Source organism: Allobosea sp. RCC_152_1, assembly GCF_041360765.1.
Lineage (GTDB): Bacteria > Pseudomonadota > Alphaproteobacteria > Rhizobiales > Beijerinckiaceae > Allobosea > Allobosea spartocytisi.
In genome coordinates this window covers 524,376-541,902 of record NZ_JBFUPU010000002.1, presented here as the reverse complement: position 1 = coordinate 541,902, position 17,527 = coordinate 524,376, and the positions used below count along the sequence as shown (strand labels likewise).

Genomic DNA, 17,527 nt, shown 5'->3' with positions numbered 1-17,527 from the left:
TTCAAGCGTATTTCTTGTAGATATCCAAAAGTTCATCGGGTTTAGAGAAGATAGATTCTATCATGTTATCGTTTACGGCGCAGCCAATAGCCATTGCGGTAGCGACCATTCCGTCGATTTTCTCTTTGGATCTCTTCTTTGAGATCTGAATAAAGCCCGTCTCCGTCGGGATGCGCTGGGCATTTTCAAAATTCCATCTCAACACTGGATGTCCACTGTGATGGAGCTTCTCACCTAGGATCGCGCGTTCCAGTTCCTGATATGGCGCGGCCATATTGAACGGTCGCTGCGGCTGAGCGACGGCCGGGAGGTCGTCAGCAAGCAGGCGCTGCATCATTCCCTGGGCAAGCGCGGGGTCAAAAGCGATCTGGCGAGCGCCATAGGTCGCGTGCAGCTCGCGAATCTTGCCCTCGACGATGTTGAGGTCGATCACGCTGCCGGGCGTGGCAGTGATCCACTTATTGTCCTTCGCCCAATGGCGATACGGGAAGCCCTTCGCGGTGCGCTTTTCGACGTTGTCTTGCGGGCAATAGAAGTGCGGTTGCACATAGTAGCGCCCGCCTTCGTCGCGCCAGATAGCCGAGATGACGGTCAGGTCGTCATTGTTCGATAGATCGACGCCAAGCCAGCACGGCAAGCCCTTCATCTTGTTGAGGTCAATCGGGGCATTGCCCTTGTCATAGACGCCCATATCGATGAACGGCGAGGTCGTTTTCGCGAGCCAAATGTTGAGACGAAGCTGCTTAAAGTCGTCCAGATCGAACGGCGAGCTTAACGCCTTCTCTTCCTCTTCTTTGAAAGTCGAGATAGGCGGATAGCCGTGCCGCATGCCGGGGTTCATCGCACGCCAAAGCTGAGGATTGCGCCAATCAGCTTCACCGTCCGCCATAAACAGAACGGGGAGAACGTTCGGCGCGACGATCTCACCTGCCGCGATTTTCTTATACCGCTCGACACGTCGATACGCGTAAGATTCGGATCCTCGCCCGGCCGTTGAAGCGATAACAAGCATTCGATCACTGGTCTTTCCTAGACCAGTTTCGAGCGCTTTCATTAGCTCATTGTCATCGGGTGGCCAGACATGGATTTCATCCGCCAGGACAAAATTCGGGGTCTTACCATGCTGCAAGCGACCGTCAGCGCTTACTGCTTGAAGTGTACTTCCTAGTTCGGAATAGATGATCTTTTTCGGGCTGTTCTGCGCGTCATAAACCCGGAATTTGCCGGCAAGGCGCTTCCCTGCCTCAATAATCCCGACGACTTCCGCAAAGCCGACGTTGGCTTGCTCTCTATCGCCTGCGGCGAAGATGCACTGCCTCTTCTTGTCGGCTTCTGGGCCGAACAAATGAAGGCAGGCGAGAGCTGCCGCGATCGTCGTCTTGCGCGCTCCTCGCGGCAGGATCAGCGGAAGCTCATTTACAATTCGCTCGCCGCGACGGTGAATGATTAGCCCGTCTTCGTCGAGAATATCTGCCTCATAACGCGGACCATAAGCCGCGAGAATAATGCGTTCGATCCACGGGTTTACCTCAAACGCGTAGCCGGGAAGGCGACTGCTCGGATGCTTCAGGCTGCGAACGAACTTGACCGCATTCGCGCCAAATCCGAACGGGTCGTCTATCGGGCTGTCGTCATAGATCCAATGCGGATACCAGGGTGGAAGATCGAGGCTCACAACCTGTTACGCGCCATCCCTAGCGGGCTGTCGTCGTCCTCTTCCTGATCCTCGCGAATGGACGGCCTGGAGCGGCTGACCGGGGTCAGACCTAGCTCAGCCGCACAAAGACGCGCGTCTGTGATGGCCGAATGCTGCACGCCATAAAGCGGATGCCTCTTGCCGTTGAGCATGAGCCCATCAACGGCGAGTTGACGCGCGCATTCACGAACTACGCCGACCGCAGCGCAATATGATTCGAGCGTTCCGAGATCGGCGTCGGTCAAGACCTTGCGCTCGACAAGGATCGGCGCGACACGCTTCCACTCGCTCTTAGCGTCCTTGCTGAGCCAGCCGGGCGCCTTCGGAACCTCGAGTACAGGGGACGATCCGGCGAGAATTGAATCGGGTTTCCGACCGCGCATCAGCTAACCGAATTGTAGACGCCGCTGAACACGGGCTGGAGTTGACCGTTGATGAGCGCCTGGTTGTGGCCAGGCACGCCCGAGCCGGAGCCTCCACGCCAGGTGCCGATGTCTTCGATGTCGATGCCGCTGCTGATCGGCTGGCCACCCGTAACCACGCGACCGTAGATCAGCGGGATCGGGTTGCCCTGCTCATTGACGTTGATCGGCCCTGAGAAGGAGAAGCTATCGTCGCGCTTGGTCTCTTCCTTCGGCTTCTCCTTCGGCGTGAGCATCGACGATGCGCCCATGAGCGCGACGGCAACGCCGACAGTCGCAAGATTGCCCCAGGTGATGGACATGGCGCCGATCTTGAACGCTTCGCCGCCCAGGGCTGCCAATCCGCCGCCTGCAAGACCGCCCGACATGAAGATGGCCACGCCGACGAGAGCGACGCCAAGGATAGCTTTGACGCCACCGCCGCCCTTGCCGCCTCGGCCGGCTGAGCCTTCTACAACAGGGATAATGTGAAGATCGGCGCGGCCGAGCTTGAAGGCGTTGATGTTGTTTTCGTCGAGCCCCATGCCGTTCTCAACATCGCCACGGACGATGTTGTAGGAGCCTTCTCTGAGGGCAGCCATGAACTTGTCGGGGAAGTTGGCATTGAGCGCCCGAATGGCTTCGCCGGCCGTCTCGACATTGAAGCGGAAGGACTTGCCGAACTCGTCGCCAAGCCGGCCATGCAGGATGACGTTTCGATCAGCCATCAGGCAGCCTCACATTGAATTTCGAGACCTTCGCGCCGGCCGAGTGTCTTCACGCTGACGATGTTGAAGATCTCGCTGCCGTGGCACAGGCGATCGGCTGGGGTGACGGCGAGGTAGCGAACGCGGAAGGTCACGCGACCGCTCTCCAGGACGCCGTCGCCACCAGTTTTCTCCAGCGCAAGCGGATCGAGCTGCTGAGCCCAAACCGTTGCGACTGCGGTCCATGTGGTCGTTACCTTGCCGGCCGCGCCTGTGATGTCATGCCTACGTTCGAAGGTGACGCGCTCCGAGAGGTTGCCAGCGGCGATCATGGGAACACCTCGCCGTAAGCAGCATCGGGGACGGCAGCGCGCTCCTGAAGCGTGGCGTCGACATAGAGGACGGCATGCCCATGCTTGCCGTCAGGATCGCGCATGAAGGCGCCCCGGCTGATGCTGATGCCGTGGCAGACATGCCCGCCTGTCGACCAGGGCGCATCGCGCAGAGCTTCGCGGACGGCACCAGCGATCAGCTTCACGTCGACGAGGCTGTCTTCCTCTGTCCAGACGTGAAGCTGCGTCGTCACCTGCTCGTGGAAGGTGCTGTGTCGATCGGAATAGAGAGCATGGCCCTCGCCGATGATGATGGACGGAAACCCGCGCGGCCGGTCGCTAACATCGCCGATGTTCTCAGCCGGAACGAGAGCGGTGACGGCCGGGCTCGTAGTCAGACGGTGATGGATAAGCGCCTGGACGGCGTATGCGGGGTCGATCATGAATTCCAGCCGTCCCTAACTGCCTTGCTGACGGATCGTTTGATGCGCTCCTGGGCGCGCCTTCGCATGAGGCGGAAGCCGGGCCAGAAGAACGGCTGTGCTGCGGCATGGGCCGCGCCATACTCGACGAGATGCGGATAGCGGACTTCGCTGTTTCCAGCCGTGATCGCGACCGAATGTTCAGGAACGGTGTGAGATCCACCGGGCTGGCTATATGGCGGGGTTTGTCCCGGTCCCATGGTGACGGCGATGGACTCGATGAGCGCGCCGCTGTCCCGGCTTCGCTCCGCAAGAGAGCGCTGAACGTCGGCGATCTCGTCGGCGGATCGCTTCAAAGCCGGGTCAACCGTGGATCGAACGTTCGCGATCACGGCATCGATACGCCGCTTTAGGTCCGCAAGGCCGTTGTCGCTCATGCGAACTTCCAGACCCGGAACGGTTCGATGAGATCGACGACGCCATACGCGATCGGGTTAGCTCTGCCGTCCGTCAGGGTCGCCTCACGGTGCGCGTAGTAGTGACCAGCGAGCAAACGCACTGCTTCCTTGATCGCGGCGGGAACCGGATCGAAGCTCGACAGTTCTTTGCCGATATACTGCTCAATATAGGACGATGCAGCGTCGATTTTGGCGCTTAGAACACCGTCTTCAAGATCATTTTCGATCCTGAGATGAGCTTTTAGGTCGTCTACAGTGATGATCATGCACAGATTATACACGATATAAAAGACGATTAAAAACTCTATTTAGATCAAAGAGCGTGCGCGACACCCGCCGCCGGTCCCCTTGAGACTACGCGGCAACTGAACTACCCCCGGTAGTCTTCTCATTTTCGACCTTGGTTCTGGCTCGATGATCTTTTCTATTCCGTTGTCGTCTTGCTCTCGGTGTGACCTTCATCGCCGCGATGTCGGGGTTGGCCGCATCGAATGCTGCTATCTTCTGATGAGCTAGGGCTTGCACGGCTTGAGGTTCGAAGCCGGCGAGATGACAAACACTGATGAAGTCGCTGCTCATACCGATCAGCCACGCTCGCGAGCGATCGCGTTCATGCAGCCATGGATTGATCGACGGTGCGTTGGTCGTTCTGAACTTCGGGCAAGCATCCGCCAGCGCCTGAGAAATGACGGCGCGCCAGAGTCCTAGCTCACTCATGATCGACGTTCCTGGGATTGTTTGGTTGAGTTGTGGCAGGGCGCGCAGAGCGGCTGCCAGTTGCTGCGGTCATCGCGGAGCAGCGCATTTCCCTTGTGCGGAATGATGTGGTCCACAACGTTGGCCGGCTTGCCGCACATTCGACAATATGGATGTAGCCGCAGGTACTCCGCACGCGCCTTGCGCCAGTCAGCGCCATATCCGCGTGCTGATGCTGATGGGCGCTGCTGGTCATGGTCGCGCTTACGTTCTTGCTGGCGGAGCGCCTGACAGCGGCAGAGCTGATCAGCCGGGACGGTGAAGCCGCAAGGACAGCGACGGGGCGGCTTGATCGGCATCAGCGCATGCGACCTTTGCCGCGCAGTTTATTGAGGCCGTTGCGGTCGAGCGTGTCGGCCACAGCCGGCGCGCCCGCTAGCTCCTCTTCGAGCGTGCCGCCGTAGCCGTTGAACGCCTCGATGATCTCTGCCGGCGTGCTGGCCCAAACCGTCGCTGGGGACCAGCGCATGATGCCCGTGCCGATCCGATAGAGGCGTTGATAATACTGGGCGAACGGGATCGGCTTGGCTTCAGTTTGCTCGCCGGCTGGGGCGGGCTTGCTGAAGGTAATGCCGGGCAGCAGCGCCATCGCTGCCAGGGCGAGCTTTGAGAGCTGATGATTGAGGGGCTGACCGCGAAGAGCGGCATGAACTGTCTCGGATCGGGTTAGATGAATGCTCGCTGCAACGATGACGCCGACCAGGGTTCCTAGATGTCCGGTCGTGATCCGCTGATAGAGCGCGGAGAAGTCGCCTTCTGCTAGACGCTCTAGGCGGACTGCGGCTCGCAAACTGGGCCGGAGCGTGAAGTGCTCTGGGCCGATCTGAACGCAGATATCATCATCCGCGAGCCGCATGGGTGCTTACGCGACCTTCAGCTTCACGAAGGCTTCCGGCAGGGTGACGCGGCCACCAACGCGACGACGAGCGCGGAGCTTCACAATGCCATTGTCCGCCCCAGTGAATTCATCTCGGGTCGAATCGAAGGCAACGCGCTCGGCGATGGTGTAGCCGGCGCTGAAGTCACCGAAGACGATCGGCGAGGCACCTGCGACCGGGTTCGCCATATCGACAGACTCGTAGACCGGGCGGCCGAGAATCTGCGGCGGCTGACCAGCGGTGATACCCGACTGCCAAAGATAGTTGCCCTGGCCGTCTTTGAGCTTGCGGACCAGTGCCATGGTAGCGCGGTTCATGAGCCAAGCGCCGTTTGCGGCATACCCGGACTTGATCGAATAGAAGAGGTCAATAAGGTTGTCGCCGGTGATGGCGCTTTCCTGCTCGGCAATATCCATTGCGACCATGACGCCCTCGGCCTGGGTCAGGCCGTTGCCGACGACAAACCAGCTCGATTCCTTCTGACCGAAGCGACGGGCGATATGGTTCAGCAACCAGCCTTCCATGTCGATCGTGGCGTCTTCGAGCATCACGCGCGTCACAGGGACGGTCACGGCCAACTCGAAGGGTTTCAGGTCGATCTGTTCAAAGCTCGGCTCACTCTCGGGGCGTGCACCAGTCTCAGAGACGGAACCGGGCTCAACCTCGTCAACAAGGCGCGGGAGCTGAAGCAGCGGGCCGCTCATGTTGATGACGTTGCCGGCGACGAGCTGGCGAACCGGCGAGAACTCGGCGATCTTTTCGAGAACCGACGCCGAAACCGACTGCGGCGCCAGAATGCCACCGGTAGAGGGAGCGCCGACAGCAAGTGCCTTGATCTCGGTCGCGTCGCCAGTGCGAACGAAGCTGGTGAACGCCTTCATTTCGGCGTCGGCGTTGTCGTTCGCGGACTTGGTCTCGATGCCGGTCGGACGGTTCAGACGAGTCTCGATGGCCGAGAGGCGATCGGCGAGCTTGGACGCGTCGGCGGACTTCGTTTCGAACGCCTTCAGGCGCTCGTCTACGCTGTTGGTGAGCTTAGACAGCGCCTCGGCGACGTCAGCCGGGACGTGATCGCCGTCTTCCTTGATTTCGAGGTCGTGAGCGAGATTCATATCAGTTTCCTTGCTTTCCGAGCGCCACGGCGGCGCGGTTGATTGCCTCGGCAATGGCAGCCGTGGCGTCCTTCGCGCCGGTAATCCGGGCGCGTGGATGGGCGGGATTTCTGACGACGCTGATCTCCTGAAGATGGAGCTTCGAGATCACTCGGTTCCGACCGGACTTCTGCGCCTGGGCGCCGCTGAAGCCGATCGACAGGCCGGAGATCAGGCCGTTCTTGACCATGGACCGGACGGCGCGGGCGCGCTGGCTCTCGTCAACGAAGAGCTTGCCCTTCACCTCAAGGCCGGCATCGGTTTCGCGAACCTCGCTCCAGAGGCCGACAGGCTGATTAGGATCATGACCAAGCAGCATCGGGAGATCGGGACCGATCGAGCCGAAGGCGCCTTTGACGATGATGTCGCCGACGCTATCGGGACTGTCGAACGGCCAAGCGTTGCCGGTGATCTCGCCCGCATCGTCCACGGTGATGCTGGCTTTGATTTCGAGACGGTCACTCATCGGCGTTATCCGCGTCTTGCTCAGGTTGGCGATCGCCGAACATCAGCTTTTGGAGCGTGCCGGTCGCGAGCGGGTAGATTTCGGAGATCGGGCGCCCATGCGCGTATGTGTCGACCATGCGCTGAGCTTCGGACGGGGCCATGCGGCCGCCGATGAGGCCGAGCCGGATGGTTTCGATGAGGTCCGCTTGATGAAAGAGCATCGCAGACACGCGGCTAGCGATGACGCCGATACCGACGCCCATCTTGTGCTCCAGCTCGACGACCAGGGGCGGCGTTAATTCGAAGACGTGCTCAGCGTCGCCGAAGTAGCCTTTGAACGCAGTCGGATTGAGATCAGACATCGGCCGGCTGCCCCCGGTCCTGCATGAGCGTGGCAGCGGCTGCGGATGTCGTATGGGGGTTTTCGAAGGCGTCGCCGCCCTCGTAAGGCGGGCGGTTCTCCATCGCGCGGGCCTCGTTCGGGCTGAGCGTGCGGCTAGCAATCTGGAGAGAGATCGCTTCGGAGCGGGTTTTGATGTCGCCGCGAAGCAGCTCGTCGACCAGGAACTCAGCGTAGTAGCTGTCTTTCTCGTCGTCCGCGATGAGCTTCAGGTGGATCTCATCTTCCCAACGCCTAATCCACGTCGAGAGGCAGTAATTCAGGAAGAGCCGGCCCATCTCCTCGGCGTTCGATTTGATGGCACGTTCGTAATCCTGAAGCATGATCGGCGGCAGGCCGAAGAGACGCGCAATTTCTAAGAGCTGGAACTTGCGGCTCTCGATATGCTGAGCGTCGATCGGGGATAGAGCGGGATTGATGTAGGTGCTGTCTTTCGGCAGCACGGCAGGCAAACCGCTGCCTTCACCACTGAACGCCAGCTTCCACGCAGCCAGGATCCCGTCGAGGGCAGATGCACCTGCATCGCTACCGGGAACGACTATGCCGCCCGGTCGTGCGTTGTTCTTGAAGAGCGTGGCTGCCTGCCGCTCTAATAGCAGCGATAGGCCGATCGCTTCGGCGCCCTGGGACACGGTGCTACCAGCAGGGTCGCGCAAGTGCAGCATCTCATAGGCGCGATAGGTGCGGCGCTGACCGGTCTTGAGAGAGACGCGATACAGCGGCTCGCCTGTCGCGTCGTCAGTATCGATCTGGACAGAGCCGGCAGGGACGTATTCGAGGCCGCGCGGAACATCCACGCCGTCGCGGATGACGATCGCGAAGCCGTGGCCACGCAGAAGTGCATCCTGCGTCATCAGCTCGCGCAGTTCGCCTGCGCTGCGCCAGCTCGACACTTGGCCATTGACCAGCTTGTAGAGCGGATGGCCGGGAGCGCGTTCGCGTCCGCCCCTCGCGTCGCGCTTGTAGACGTGAATAGGCAACGTGCCGATTGTCTGAGAGATGCGCCGAACAGCAGCAGCAACTGGAACGCACTTCATCGCAGTCTCGGGCGAGACTTGAACGCCTGATGCGATCGGCTGTCCGCCGAAGAGCGAGTAAAGGTCAGGATCAGAAGTCGTGATCCCGGCTGGCGCGGCTTTGATTTCGGAAGGCTTGGACCAGCCAAGCCTTTGAAAAATACCCATACACAACCCAACAAGTACGAAGCTTGTGGGTATTATAGTAGAAAATCTACATCGTTAAAAGCAAAAATCCGAATCTCTATGCGTCAAGATAGAGCTGTTTCAGGTCTAACTCTTCGAATTTCACAGTTTGAATGAGTTTCAATCGACGTTTCGCAGTGCCTTGAGGAAGTGAACCATAGTGACCAGTGATGCCCGCTTTCTTATCGCCGTGACCAAGGATGAAACCGAAGTCTCGGTCAAGATGGCCGGCGAGGCGGAGGCGATCTGCGAATAGGTGTCTGAAACTGTGAATGACGAGCTTCTTTTCTTTAAGTCCGATCCGATCGATGTACTTATTCAGCTCCTTAGACGGCACACCCCAATGTCCGCGAGCGTCAACTTTGATTTCAGGGAACATGCGCTTATGCCCTGCCTTCCGCTGCGCCTCACGCATCTTGAGGAGCCCTAGCTTCACGAGCTCGGGATGGATGGGGATCACGCGGCGAGCATTCTTAGTCTTAATCGACTTCTCGTCGTCGCCCTGGTCGGTCACATACGCGCACCAAATGCCATCAATCTGACGAACGTCATCAACGAGGAGCTGCGCTATCTCACCAAGGCGCGCACCGGAGAAGAGTGCGACTAGCGGCAACCAGTAACGCCAATCCCGTACTTCGACATTGCCGGGCTTGTGGATCTCATCTGCGGACTGGCAGCCCCGGAATAGCGGCGACGCGAACAAGGTCTTGAGCTGGTCGGACGTAAAGACCTTGTACTTTCGCGCCTCTGTATCGATGGCGTTGTAAAGGTCATCGGTGAGGATCGGGGCGCTGATATACCCGTTCGAACTGAGCCAACGCAGGAACGGATTTACCGCGCTTAGGTACTTGTTGACGGTCCGCTCGTCGAGCGTCTTCCGACCGATCTCTCGGTTCTTCGCTATGATCTCTTTGAACTTCATGCCCCGGAATTCGGCGACCTGCCGCGCCATCTTCGGAAAAATGATGAGCTGATCGCGGAACTCGGTGATGTGCCGCCGGGACAGTTCTGAGACTGGGAACGTCTCGCCAACGAACTCGGCGAAGAGCTGCACGATTTTCTTATTCTGATCGTTCGTATCGGCTTTCTTGGTCGCGCCCTTGTTCCGTTCGAACTGCCCATACAAGTCCATGATGCGCGAGCCGGCGACGGCATGCTTAGGCTTCTGCTCGCGCTTCAGCATTGGATCAGTCGGGACACCGCCCCAGTCCATACCGTCGCGTTCTGTCGCACGCTTCAGGAACTCGACATCAGCGCGAGCGACGGCGTTAGCGACTTTCCGATGGATGGACGATCCAGCCTCTACCTTGGCGTACCGTGCAGCCAGCTCGCGCTCGACGGACTTCGATACCGCTTGATGGACTTTGTTCGCGTCGCCGCTGGTCAGAGCCGCGTGTAGTGCCGCTCTCGTCTTCCGGTAACGCTCAGGTTCATCGCGGATATGCTGATAGATGCGCCAAGCCTCATGGTCCTCTTCGCCAACCTCTTTGATGATGAGGTTCCATAGCTGATCCAGCTCGTTCTCTGTCAGCTCGCGATCACGCAGGCGCTCGTCTTTCGCTACGAGCCTACTGTAGCGCTCCCACGCGATAGCGCCGATATCGTCTGCGAGGATTTCCCGACCACGGCGCCGGGCAGAGAACTCGTCCTGAAGCTCGGCGAGGATGGCAGGCGCCTGAGCCTTAGCCTCGGTCGGTGACGCCGTGCGGAGCGACTTCCAGATCTCGCGCTTGCCGTAAACCTCGATGAGGTCAGACGGTATTGTCACGCGCAAATAATAGCGCGCTGAGCCGTTGCGTTTGGTGATGTAGGTCGCGAGCGACATGAGGCGTTTTCCGGGCGTCCGTGGCACCTCTCCGTAACAGTTTTCCGTAACAGTTCAATCCAAAAAGCAGAATTATCATAGATATTTAGGACTTAGGCTCTGCCGGCTTCGAATCCTCCCGCCCCAGCCAAGCGCCTCCGATTTTCACAGACGCGGCCGACCTTCCTCATTCCTGCGACGATGTTGGAGGTCGGTGTAGCGCGCCGCGATTTTCTGGACATTCCACGCGATATTCCGAACAGCGGCGAAGCAAGCGATAGCGTCGGCTGATGGCGCTCTGCGCTCCGCCCCTCGGATCGGCCGGGCCATCGCATCCGGCTGACGTGATCGTGAAACGGGCGCCCTCAGAATTCCTCCAATCGCAGGCTAGTTCCAGCGGATGGCTTCTGGAAATCTATGGCCGATGCAGATGTGGATCATCCCGAGCTGCGAGGGCGCGCGCCGGTCGAGTGCGGCTGGCAGCGGCTTGCGCCGCGCGTGGCGCGGGCTGGGCTTCGCTGTGCTGGGCAGCGCGGCTGCGCTGCTCATTTGCGATCCGGCGTTGGCGGCGGAAGACCAGGCGCTGGGACGGTATCTCGCGCTCGAATGCTCCTCCTGCCACCAGCTCTCCGGGGCAAGCGCGGGTGGCATCCCCTCGATCGTCGGCTGGCCCGAGGCGCAGTTCGTCGCGGTGCTCGATGCGTATCGCCGCAAGGAGCGCGGGGGCCAGGTGATGCAGGCCGTCGCCGCAAGGCTCAGCCGCGCGGAGATGGTCGCGCTCGCCGCCTATTTCGGCGCCCTTTCACCGAAACCCTGAGATCGCGGAGGCAGGCTTTGAAACCGACACGGCGCGATCTGATCATCGGTGCGGGGACCATCGCCGCCTCCGGCGCGCTGGGAGTGCCGGCTGTTCTGGGCCAGGCCAAGGCGCGCGTCGTCGTGATCGGCGGCGGCGCGGGCGGCGCGACGGCGGCGAAATACATCGCCCGCGACGGCCATGGCGCGATCGCGGTGACGCTGGTCGAGGAGAACGAGACCTATCAGAGCTGCTTCCACTCGAACCTCTATATCGGCGGCTTCAAGAGCTATGATCAGATCGTCCATCGCTACGACGCCCTGACCGCGGCCTATGGCATCACGCTCGTTCGCCAGCGCGCCGCGCGGATCGACCGCGACAGAAAAGAGGTCGTGCTGGGCGACGGCAGCCGGCTGCCCTATGACCGCCTCGTCCTCTCCCCGGGCATCGACCTGAAATACGATTCTGTTCCCGGCTGGTCCCAGGCCGCCGAGGAGGTCATGCCGCATGGCTGGAAGCCGGGTCGCCAGACGAGATTGATCCGAGAGAAGCTCGACGCGGTGCCGGACGGCGGCACCATCGTCATGATCGCTCCGCCGAACCCCTATCGCTGCCCGCCCGGCCCCTATGAACGGGCCTCGATGTTCGCCCATATCCTCACATCGACGGGCCGGACCAAGGCCAGGGTCGTCATCCTCGATCCGAAGGACAGTTTCTCCAAGCAGGGCGTCTTCATGCCGGACTGGGAGAAGCGCTATGGCGCAATGATCGAATGGCTCGCCCCCCGGGTTCATGACGGCATCAAATCGGTCGATCCCGCGAGCGGCACCGTCGTCACCGGCTTCGAGACCTATGAGAACTGCGCCTTCGTCAATGTCATCCCCGCCCAGATGGCGGGCGCGATCGCGCGCGAGGCCGGCCTCGCACCGGCCGGCGGTTATTGCGCGATCGACCCCGCGACGATGAAATCGACCGCCGATCAGGCGATCTTCGTACTCGGCGATGCCTGCAATGCGGGCGACATGCCGAAATCGGCCTTCTCGGCCAATAACCAGGCGAAGGTCGTGGCCATGGTGGCCTGCGCGGAGCTGGCGGGCGGCCCGGGCTTTCCCGCGCGCTACTTCAACACCTGCTGGAGCCTCGTCGGCCCAGACGACGCGATCAAGGTCGGCGGCCGCTACGAGCCGAAGGACGGGCGCATCGCGTCGACCGAGACCTTCATCTCGCAGCCCGGCGAGAGCGACGAGGTTCGGCGGCAGACCCAGGCCGAGAACCTCGCCTGGTACGAGGCGATCTGCGCCGACATGTTCACCTGACGTTTGCCGTTTGCGGATGCCGCGCGAGCGCGTCCGTTCGAGAGATTTGAACGTTCGCATTGGAGACCGGAGTCGATGACGAAGACGATAGCCGCAACTGCCGCCATGATCGCCGCCACGATGTTGGGGGCTGCATCCGCCAGCGCGCAGGATGTCGCCGCGGGCGAGAAATCCTTCGCCAAATGTCGTGCCTGCCATCAAGTCGGCGAGACGGCGAAGAACACGATCGGACCCGTGCTCAACGGGTTGTTCGGCCGGCAATCGGGCGCGGTCGAGGGCTATGCCTATTCGCCCGCCAACAAGAACGCGGGCATCACCTGGGACGATGCCAGTTTCGCCGACTACATCAAGGATCCGCGCGCGAAGATGCCCGGCACCAAGATGGTTTTCGCCGGCATCAAGAACGACACGGAAATCGCCGATCTCACCGCCTATCTCAAGCAGTTCGCCGCCGACGGCAAGAAGCTGTAGGGAGTCTAGAGCATTGCCGCGTTTCTCCGAATCGCGGAAATGCTCCATCTCTTTGTCTCATCGCATTTTCTTCACGCGAACCGGTGTCCACTTCGCTCGAAAATGCTCTAGCGCCGCATGGCCGGTGTCTCGACGGGCAGCCCCTTGGCTCGCCCGGCGAGATAGAGCTCCAGAGCGAGATATTCGGACGAGCCATAGTCGAATTGCGTCGCCCTGACGCCGAGCGAGCAGGCTCGCAGCCGTCGATGCAGCGAGCCGACCGTGTTCCATTCCAGCCGATAGGCGGGATAGCCCGTGCCGACGCCATGGCTGATCGTATCGCCGCGCAGCTTCTGTCCGACGAGCCCGTCATGGCATTGCTTGCAGGAGAGATTGAGCTGCCCCTGCCGGCGTTCGTAGAAGGCCTTGCCTGCCTCGAAGAAGGGCTGCGCCGGCCCGTCCGTCCGCACGCTCATCGGCAGGCCGCGAGACAGCGAGGCGATATAGGCTGTCAATGAAAGCATCTCGGCCGTTTCATAGCCGAAGGCCGGCTGCTGTTGGCGTTCGACACGGCACTGCTCGATCCTGCCTTCGAGATTGAGCAGCTTGCCGCTGGATGGGTCCACTTGCGGATAATGCGTCGCCGCGCCCCGCAGACTCGTGGCGGGATCGGCGTGGCAGTCGAGGCAGGCCTGGCTGCCGCCGGAGGGCTTGGCGGCGAAGAGATCCCGGCCCTGATCGACCCAGAACCAGGCCGGGTTGCGGGTCGGATCGTCCTGCTGGCGGCGCAGCTCAGGAGACAGGAACGTGCTGCCGGATACGATTTCGTCGGCTTGCGCCGGCGCCAGGACCGTCAGCAGACCGATCAGCAGGAGCGAGAGGCGCAAGGCGCTTCTCAGGCCACGGTCAGGCGCGCCGTGCGCGTATAGGTCGCGCCGCCGTCCTCCCGCCACTCGAAGACGATGTCGCCGGTCTCGACTGCGCGCGTGCAGAACGCGACGAAGGGGTTGGCGGCGACGCCGGTGTTCATGTCGATGCGAAAGATCTCGGCGCCGGCATAGGTCGCGGTCATCCGGTTGAGGATCTTGCGCGGCACGGTGCCGCCCTTGCCGTCCGACTGGCCGCCGCGGTCCATGGGATGGCGGACCAGCACCTTGATCTCGACGGGCTCGCCCGCCTTCGCCTGGGCCGGCACGGTGATGCGGGCATTGAACATCGCTCAGCCTCCGTCGATGCAGGCGCTCAGCGTCACCACGACAGGCGCCCTGGCGATCGCGTAGCGCCCGTCGCTATGGGCAACCACCGCGGCGACGGTCTGCGATTGCGCGAGACGCAAGGTGATCGCCACCTCCGCCCGGCCCGCACGCGGCGAGAGATGGATCCGCGCCATGTCCGGAAAGGGGTTCTTGTCGGCAATCAGATGGATCCAGCGAACATGCGCGGCCTCGGTCATCGGGCTGTCGACGGCGATGCGCACATCCACCGAATTTCCATTCTCGACCAGCGCCGGGATCTCCAGCCTGACACCGCCCTCGGCCGGAACCGTGCCTTCCGTGACGCGCCGGACGAGATCGTCCAGCGTCTCGGTTTCAGCCGCGCTGGACATCTCGGGCCATGTCGCCAGTGCCAGGCCCGCCGCAGCGATGGCGACCGCCTCCCGGCGGCTCGGGGCCTCACTGCGCCCTGAGCGAGGCGAGATAGGAAACGACATCCTCGATCTCCTGTGCCGAGAGCGCGGGCTGGCCGCGATAGGCCGGCGCCACGTCTCGCATGTTTTCCGTACGGAAGTAGGGCGGCATCACCGTTTCGGGATCGAGCCGGGACATATCGACCAGCCGAAGCCGGATCTGCCCGGCGTCGAGCCTTGCGCCTACTCCCTTGAGCGGCGGCCCGATCGAACCCTGGAAGGGTTCGGCCGGATCGTCGCCATGATGGCAGATCAGGCAGTTGCCGCGCTCGCGGTCCCTGACGAGCGCCGCCCCGCGCGCCGCGTCGCCGACCTTCCCGCCCATCGGTTCCGGTATGGTGTCGGCGACGATGCGGTAAGGCTCCAGCGCCGCCACCTGCCCGGCGAGCAGGGCGAGGACGATGGCCCCCGCCCAGCCCGCCGCGCGGTTACGCCTTGCGCAGGTCGGCATTCTTCAACGGAAGCGAGCGGACGCGCTTGCCCGTGGCCGCGAAGATCGCGTTCAGGACGGCGGGCGCCGCGACGGCGATGGTCGGTTCGCCGACGCCGCCCCAGAAGCCGCCCGACGGCACGATCACCGTCTCGACCTTCGGCATCGCCTCGAGGCGCATCACCTCGTAGGTGTCGAAGTTCTCCTGCTCGACGCGGCCATCCTTGATGGTGATCTCGCCATAGAGCGCCGCCGAAAGGCCGTAGACGAAGGAGCCCTCGACCTGCCGCTCGATCTGCGCCGGATTGACGGCGTGGCCCGGATCGGTTGCCGCGACGATACGGTGAATGGTGAGCTTGCCATCGGCGCCGACGGAAACCTCCGCCACCGCCGCGACATAGGAGCCGAACCCCATGGTCTGGCAGATGCCGCGGAAGACACCGTCCGGCAAGGGCTTGCCCCATTCGGCGCGTTCCGCAGCAGCGTTGAGCACGGCAAGATGCTTGGGGTGGCTCTTCATCAACGAGCGCCGGAATTCGAGCGGGTCCTTGCCCGTTTCATGCGCGAGTTCGTCGATGAAGCTCTCCAGATAGATCGTGTTCTGGTTGAGGTTGACGCCGCGCCAGAAGCCCGGCGGCACATGTGGGTTGCGCATCGCATGGTCGATCAGGAGGTTGGGAAAGGAATATCCGATCGAGGCTTCGGGGCCGGGGGCGTTGAGCCCCTGGAAAACGACCGGGTCGCGCCCGTTCTGGATGTTCTGCGGGAAGAGGCCGGCGACGATCGATTGACCGGAGATGCGCATGTGGAGCGCGGTCACATTGCCGTCCTTGTCGAGTCCGGCCCTGAGCTTGCATTGCGTGATCGGGTGAAAACGCCCGTGCAGCATGTCCTCCTCGCGCGACCAGATCAGCTTCACCGGCGTGCCGGGGATCTGCTTGGCGATGGCGACGACCTGCCTGACCCAGTCATGCACCGCACCGCGCCGGCCGAAGCCGCCGCCGAGGTCGATCTTGTAGGCTTCGCATTTCGCCAGCGGCAGGCCCGAGGCCTCGGCGGTGGCGGCCAGCGCTGCCTCGCCGTTCTGCGTCGGCGTCCAGACCTCGCATTTCTCGGGGGTGTAGAGCGCGGTCGCGTTCATCACCTCCATGCAGGCGTGATTCTGGAAGGGATAGCTGTAGGTCGCTTCGACCACGCGGGCGGCTCCGGCCAACGCCCCCTTGGCGTCGCCATTCTGGTTGCCGACCACGGCGTCGGGCGCATCGAGCCCTTCCTTCAGCCAGGCCGCGATGCTTTCGCTCGTGACCTTGGCGTTGGGACCCTCGTCCCATTCGATCGGCAGCGCGTCGAGCGCGGTCTTGGCCTGCCACCAGGTCTCGGCAACGACGGTGACCGCGCTGTCCCCGACGGGCAGGACATGCTTCACGCCCGGCATGCCCCTGACCTTGGCCGCATCGAAGCTCTTCACCTTTCCGCCGAAGACCGGGCAATCCTTGATCGCGGCGTTGAGCATCCCCGGCAACTTGAAATCCATGCCGTAGATCTTCTTGCCGTTGGTCTTGTCGACCGTGTCGAGCCGCGGCAGCGCCTTGCCCGCGATCGTCCAATCCTTCGGGTCCTTGAGCGGCACCTCCTTCGGCGCTTCCAGCTTCGCGGCTGCGGCGGCCACCTGCCCGTAACGGAGCGAGCGGCCGGACGCCTTGTGCGTGATCACGCTCTTCTCGGCGCTGCATTCGGCCGCCGGCACCTTCCACTCGTTGGCGGCAGCCTGGATCAGCATCATCCGTGCCGCGGCGCCGCCCTTGCGGACATAGTCGTGCGACTCGCGGATGCCGCGGCTGCCGCCGGTCGAGAAATTGCCCCAGACGCGGTTGCGCGCGATGTTCTGGCCGGGCGTCGGATATTCGGTCGTCACCTTCGACCAATCGCAATTGAGCTCCTCGGCGACGAGCTGCGCGAGGCCGGTGAGCGTGCCCTGGCCCATTTCCGAACGGGCGATGCGGATCACCACCTTGTCGTCGGGATGGACGACGACCCAGGCATTGATCTCGGGGGTTCCCGCCTGCTGAGCGCCGGCAGGAATGGAAAAGCCGAAGGTGAAGGCGCCGGCAACCGCGGCCGAACCGGCGAGGATGTGGCGGCGGGATGGGCGGAAAGAACGGGGGGCGGATAAGACGGTCATGATCGCTCTCCT

At 62.1% G+C, this 17,527-nt stretch carries 23 protein-coding genes; 3 read left to right on the top strand and 20 right to left on the bottom strand.

What is annotated here, in order from left to right:
* Window position 1 precedes the first annotated feature (1 nt).
* From AB6806_RS08945 to AB6806_RS08875, 15 genes are all read right to left on the bottom strand, one after another.
* Window positions 2-1,675 carry a terminase large subunit gene (locus tag AB6806_RS08945; RefSeq protein ID WP_370954462.1) on the bottom strand — a complete coding sequence of 558 codons (1,674 nt, stop codon included), beginning with the start codon at window positions 1,673-1,675 and terminating at the stop codon, window positions 2-4.
* Complete coding sequence (locus AB6806_RS08940; protein ID WP_370954461.1) at window positions 1,672-2,079, bottom strand: phage terminase small subunit P27 family; 408 nt, start codon at window positions 2,077-2,079, stop codon at window positions 1,672-1,674. The genes AB6806_RS08945 and AB6806_RS08940 overlap by 4 nt, the downstream gene beginning before the upstream one ends.
* Entirely contained in the window at window positions 2,079-2,825 is a 747-nt protein-coding gene (locus AB6806_RS08935) for a tail assembly protein (protein ID WP_370954460.1), read from the bottom strand. The genes AB6806_RS08940 and AB6806_RS08935 overlap by 1 nt, the downstream gene beginning before the upstream one ends.
* A complete protein-coding gene (locus tag AB6806_RS08930; RefSeq protein ID WP_370954459.1) occupies window positions 2,825-3,136 on the bottom strand; it encodes a phage head completion protein in 312 nt (103 codons plus the stop codon). The genes AB6806_RS08935 and AB6806_RS08930 overlap by 1 nt, the downstream gene beginning before the upstream one ends.
* Window positions 3,133-3,579, bottom strand: coding sequence for a DUF3168 domain-containing protein (locus AB6806_RS08925; RefSeq protein WP_370954458.1), 447 nt, complete (start codon window positions 3,577-3,579; stop codon window positions 3,133-3,135). The genes AB6806_RS08930 and AB6806_RS08925 overlap by 4 nt, the downstream gene beginning before the upstream one ends.
* Window positions 3,576-3,995 (bottom strand): HK97-gp10 family putative phage morphogenesis protein, encoded by a 420-nt coding sequence (locus tag AB6806_RS08920; protein WP_370954457.1) that lies wholly within the window; start codon window positions 3,993-3,995, stop codon window positions 3,576-3,578. The genes AB6806_RS08925 and AB6806_RS08920 overlap by 4 nt, the downstream gene beginning before the upstream one ends.
* Complete coding sequence (locus AB6806_RS08915) at window positions 3,992-4,282, bottom strand: head-tail connector protein (RefSeq protein ID WP_370954456.1); 291 nt, start codon at window positions 4,280-4,282, stop codon at window positions 3,992-3,994. The genes AB6806_RS08920 and AB6806_RS08915 overlap by 4 nt, the downstream gene beginning before the upstream one ends.
* An 88-nt stretch (window positions 4,283-4,370) precedes the next feature.
* Window positions 4,371-4,733: a hypothetical protein gene (locus AB6806_RS08910; RefSeq protein WP_370954455.1), complete on the bottom strand. Its 363-nt coding sequence runs from the start codon at window positions 4,731-4,733 to the stop codon at window positions 4,371-4,373.
* On the bottom strand, window positions 4,730-4,873 hold the full coding sequence (locus AB6806_RS08905) for an HNH endonuclease signature motif containing protein (protein WP_370954654.1): 144 nt from the start codon (window positions 4,871-4,873) through the stop codon (window positions 4,730-4,732). The genes AB6806_RS08910 and AB6806_RS08905 overlap by 4 nt, the downstream gene beginning before the upstream one ends.
* Before the next feature lie 197 nt (window positions 4,874-5,070).
* Complete coding sequence (locus AB6806_RS08900; protein ID WP_370954454.1) at window positions 5,071-5,628, bottom strand: hypothetical protein; 558 nt, start codon at window positions 5,626-5,628, stop codon at window positions 5,071-5,073.
* A 6-nt stretch (window positions 5,629-5,634) separates the two neighbouring features.
* A complete protein-coding gene (locus AB6806_RS08895; RefSeq protein WP_370954453.1) occupies window positions 5,635-6,762 on the bottom strand; it encodes a phage major capsid protein in 1,128 nt (375 codons plus the stop codon).
* A gap of 1 nt (window position 6,763) precedes the next feature.
* Complete coding sequence (locus AB6806_RS08890; protein WP_370954452.1) at window positions 6,764-7,267, bottom strand: HK97 family phage prohead protease; 504 nt, start codon at window positions 7,265-7,267, stop codon at window positions 6,764-6,766.
* On the bottom strand, window positions 7,260-7,610 hold the full coding sequence (locus tag AB6806_RS08885; RefSeq protein ID WP_370954451.1) for a gene transfer agent family protein: 351 nt from the start codon (window positions 7,608-7,610) through the stop codon (window positions 7,260-7,262). The genes AB6806_RS08890 and AB6806_RS08885 overlap by 8 nt, the downstream gene beginning before the upstream one ends.
* Window positions 7,603-8,832, bottom strand: coding sequence for a phage portal protein (locus AB6806_RS08880; RefSeq protein ID WP_370954450.1), 1,230 nt, complete (start codon window positions 8,830-8,832; stop codon window positions 7,603-7,605). The genes AB6806_RS08885 and AB6806_RS08880 overlap by 8 nt, the downstream gene beginning before the upstream one ends.
* 76 nt (window positions 8,833-8,908) lie before the next feature.
* Window positions 8,909-10,675, bottom strand: coding sequence for a DUF6538 domain-containing protein (locus AB6806_RS08875; RefSeq protein WP_370954449.1), 1,767 nt, complete (start codon window positions 10,673-10,675; stop codon window positions 8,909-8,911).
* Between the two features lie 403 nt (window positions 10,676-11,078).
* Here AB6806_RS08875 and AB6806_RS08870 point away from each other — a divergent pair, with 403 nt between their 5' ends.
* The 3 genes from AB6806_RS08870 (at window position 11,079) to AB6806_RS08860 (ending at window position 13,237) form a co-directional block, all read left to right on the top strand.
* The gene (locus tag AB6806_RS08870; RefSeq protein WP_133562663.1) at window positions 11,079-11,471 is read left to right on the top strand and encodes a c-type cytochrome; all 393 of its coding nucleotides are present in this window, start codon (window positions 11,079-11,081) and stop codon (window positions 11,469-11,471) included.
* A gap of 17 nt (window positions 11,472-11,488) precedes the next feature.
* Window positions 11,489-12,766, top strand: a complete 1,278-nt coding sequence (locus AB6806_RS08865) for an NAD(P)/FAD-dependent oxidoreductase (protein WP_142021581.1) — start codon at window positions 11,489-11,491, stop codon at window positions 12,764-12,766.
* A gap of 75 nt (window positions 12,767-12,841) precedes the next feature.
* On the top strand, window positions 12,842-13,237 hold the full coding sequence (locus AB6806_RS08860) for a c-type cytochrome (protein WP_142021582.1): 396 nt from the start codon (window positions 12,842-12,844) through the stop codon (window positions 13,235-13,237).
* Window positions 13,238-13,344: 107 nt separating this feature from the next.
* On the opposite strand, the gene soxA is transcribed toward AB6806_RS08860, so the two are convergent.
* Genes soxA through AB6806_RS08835 form a run of 5 tightly spaced genes read right to left on the bottom strand, consistent with a single transcriptional unit; the run spans window position 13,345 to window position 17,515 of the window.
* Window positions 13,345-14,103 carry a sulfur oxidation c-type cytochrome SoxA gene (gene soxA / locus AB6806_RS08855; RefSeq protein ID WP_142021583.1) on the bottom strand — a complete coding sequence of 253 codons (759 nt, stop codon included), beginning with the start codon at window positions 14,101-14,103 and terminating at the stop codon, window positions 13,345-13,347.
* Between the two features lie 8 nt (window positions 14,104-14,111).
* Window positions 14,112-14,432, bottom strand: a complete 321-nt coding sequence (locus tag AB6806_RS08850) for a thiosulfate oxidation carrier complex protein SoxZ (protein ID WP_142021584.1) — start codon at window positions 14,430-14,432, stop codon at window positions 14,112-14,114.
* A 3-nt stretch (window positions 14,433-14,435) separates the two neighbouring features.
* On the bottom strand, window positions 14,436-14,927 hold the full coding sequence (locus AB6806_RS08845; protein WP_370954448.1) for a thiosulfate oxidation carrier protein SoxY: 492 nt from the start codon (window positions 14,925-14,927) through the stop codon (window positions 14,436-14,438).
* Complete coding sequence (soxX, locus tag AB6806_RS08840) at window positions 14,890-15,354, bottom strand: sulfur oxidation c-type cytochrome SoxX (protein ID WP_142021586.1); 465 nt, start codon at window positions 15,352-15,354, stop codon at window positions 14,890-14,892. The genes AB6806_RS08845 and soxX overlap by 38 nt, the downstream gene beginning before the upstream one ends.
* A complete protein-coding gene (locus AB6806_RS08835) occupies window positions 15,332-17,515 on the bottom strand; it encodes a xanthine dehydrogenase family protein molybdopterin-binding subunit (RefSeq protein ID WP_142021587.1) in 2,184 nt (727 codons plus the stop codon). The genes soxX and AB6806_RS08835 overlap by 23 nt, the downstream gene beginning before the upstream one ends.
* Between the last annotated feature and the right edge of the window lie 12 nt (window positions 17,516-17,527).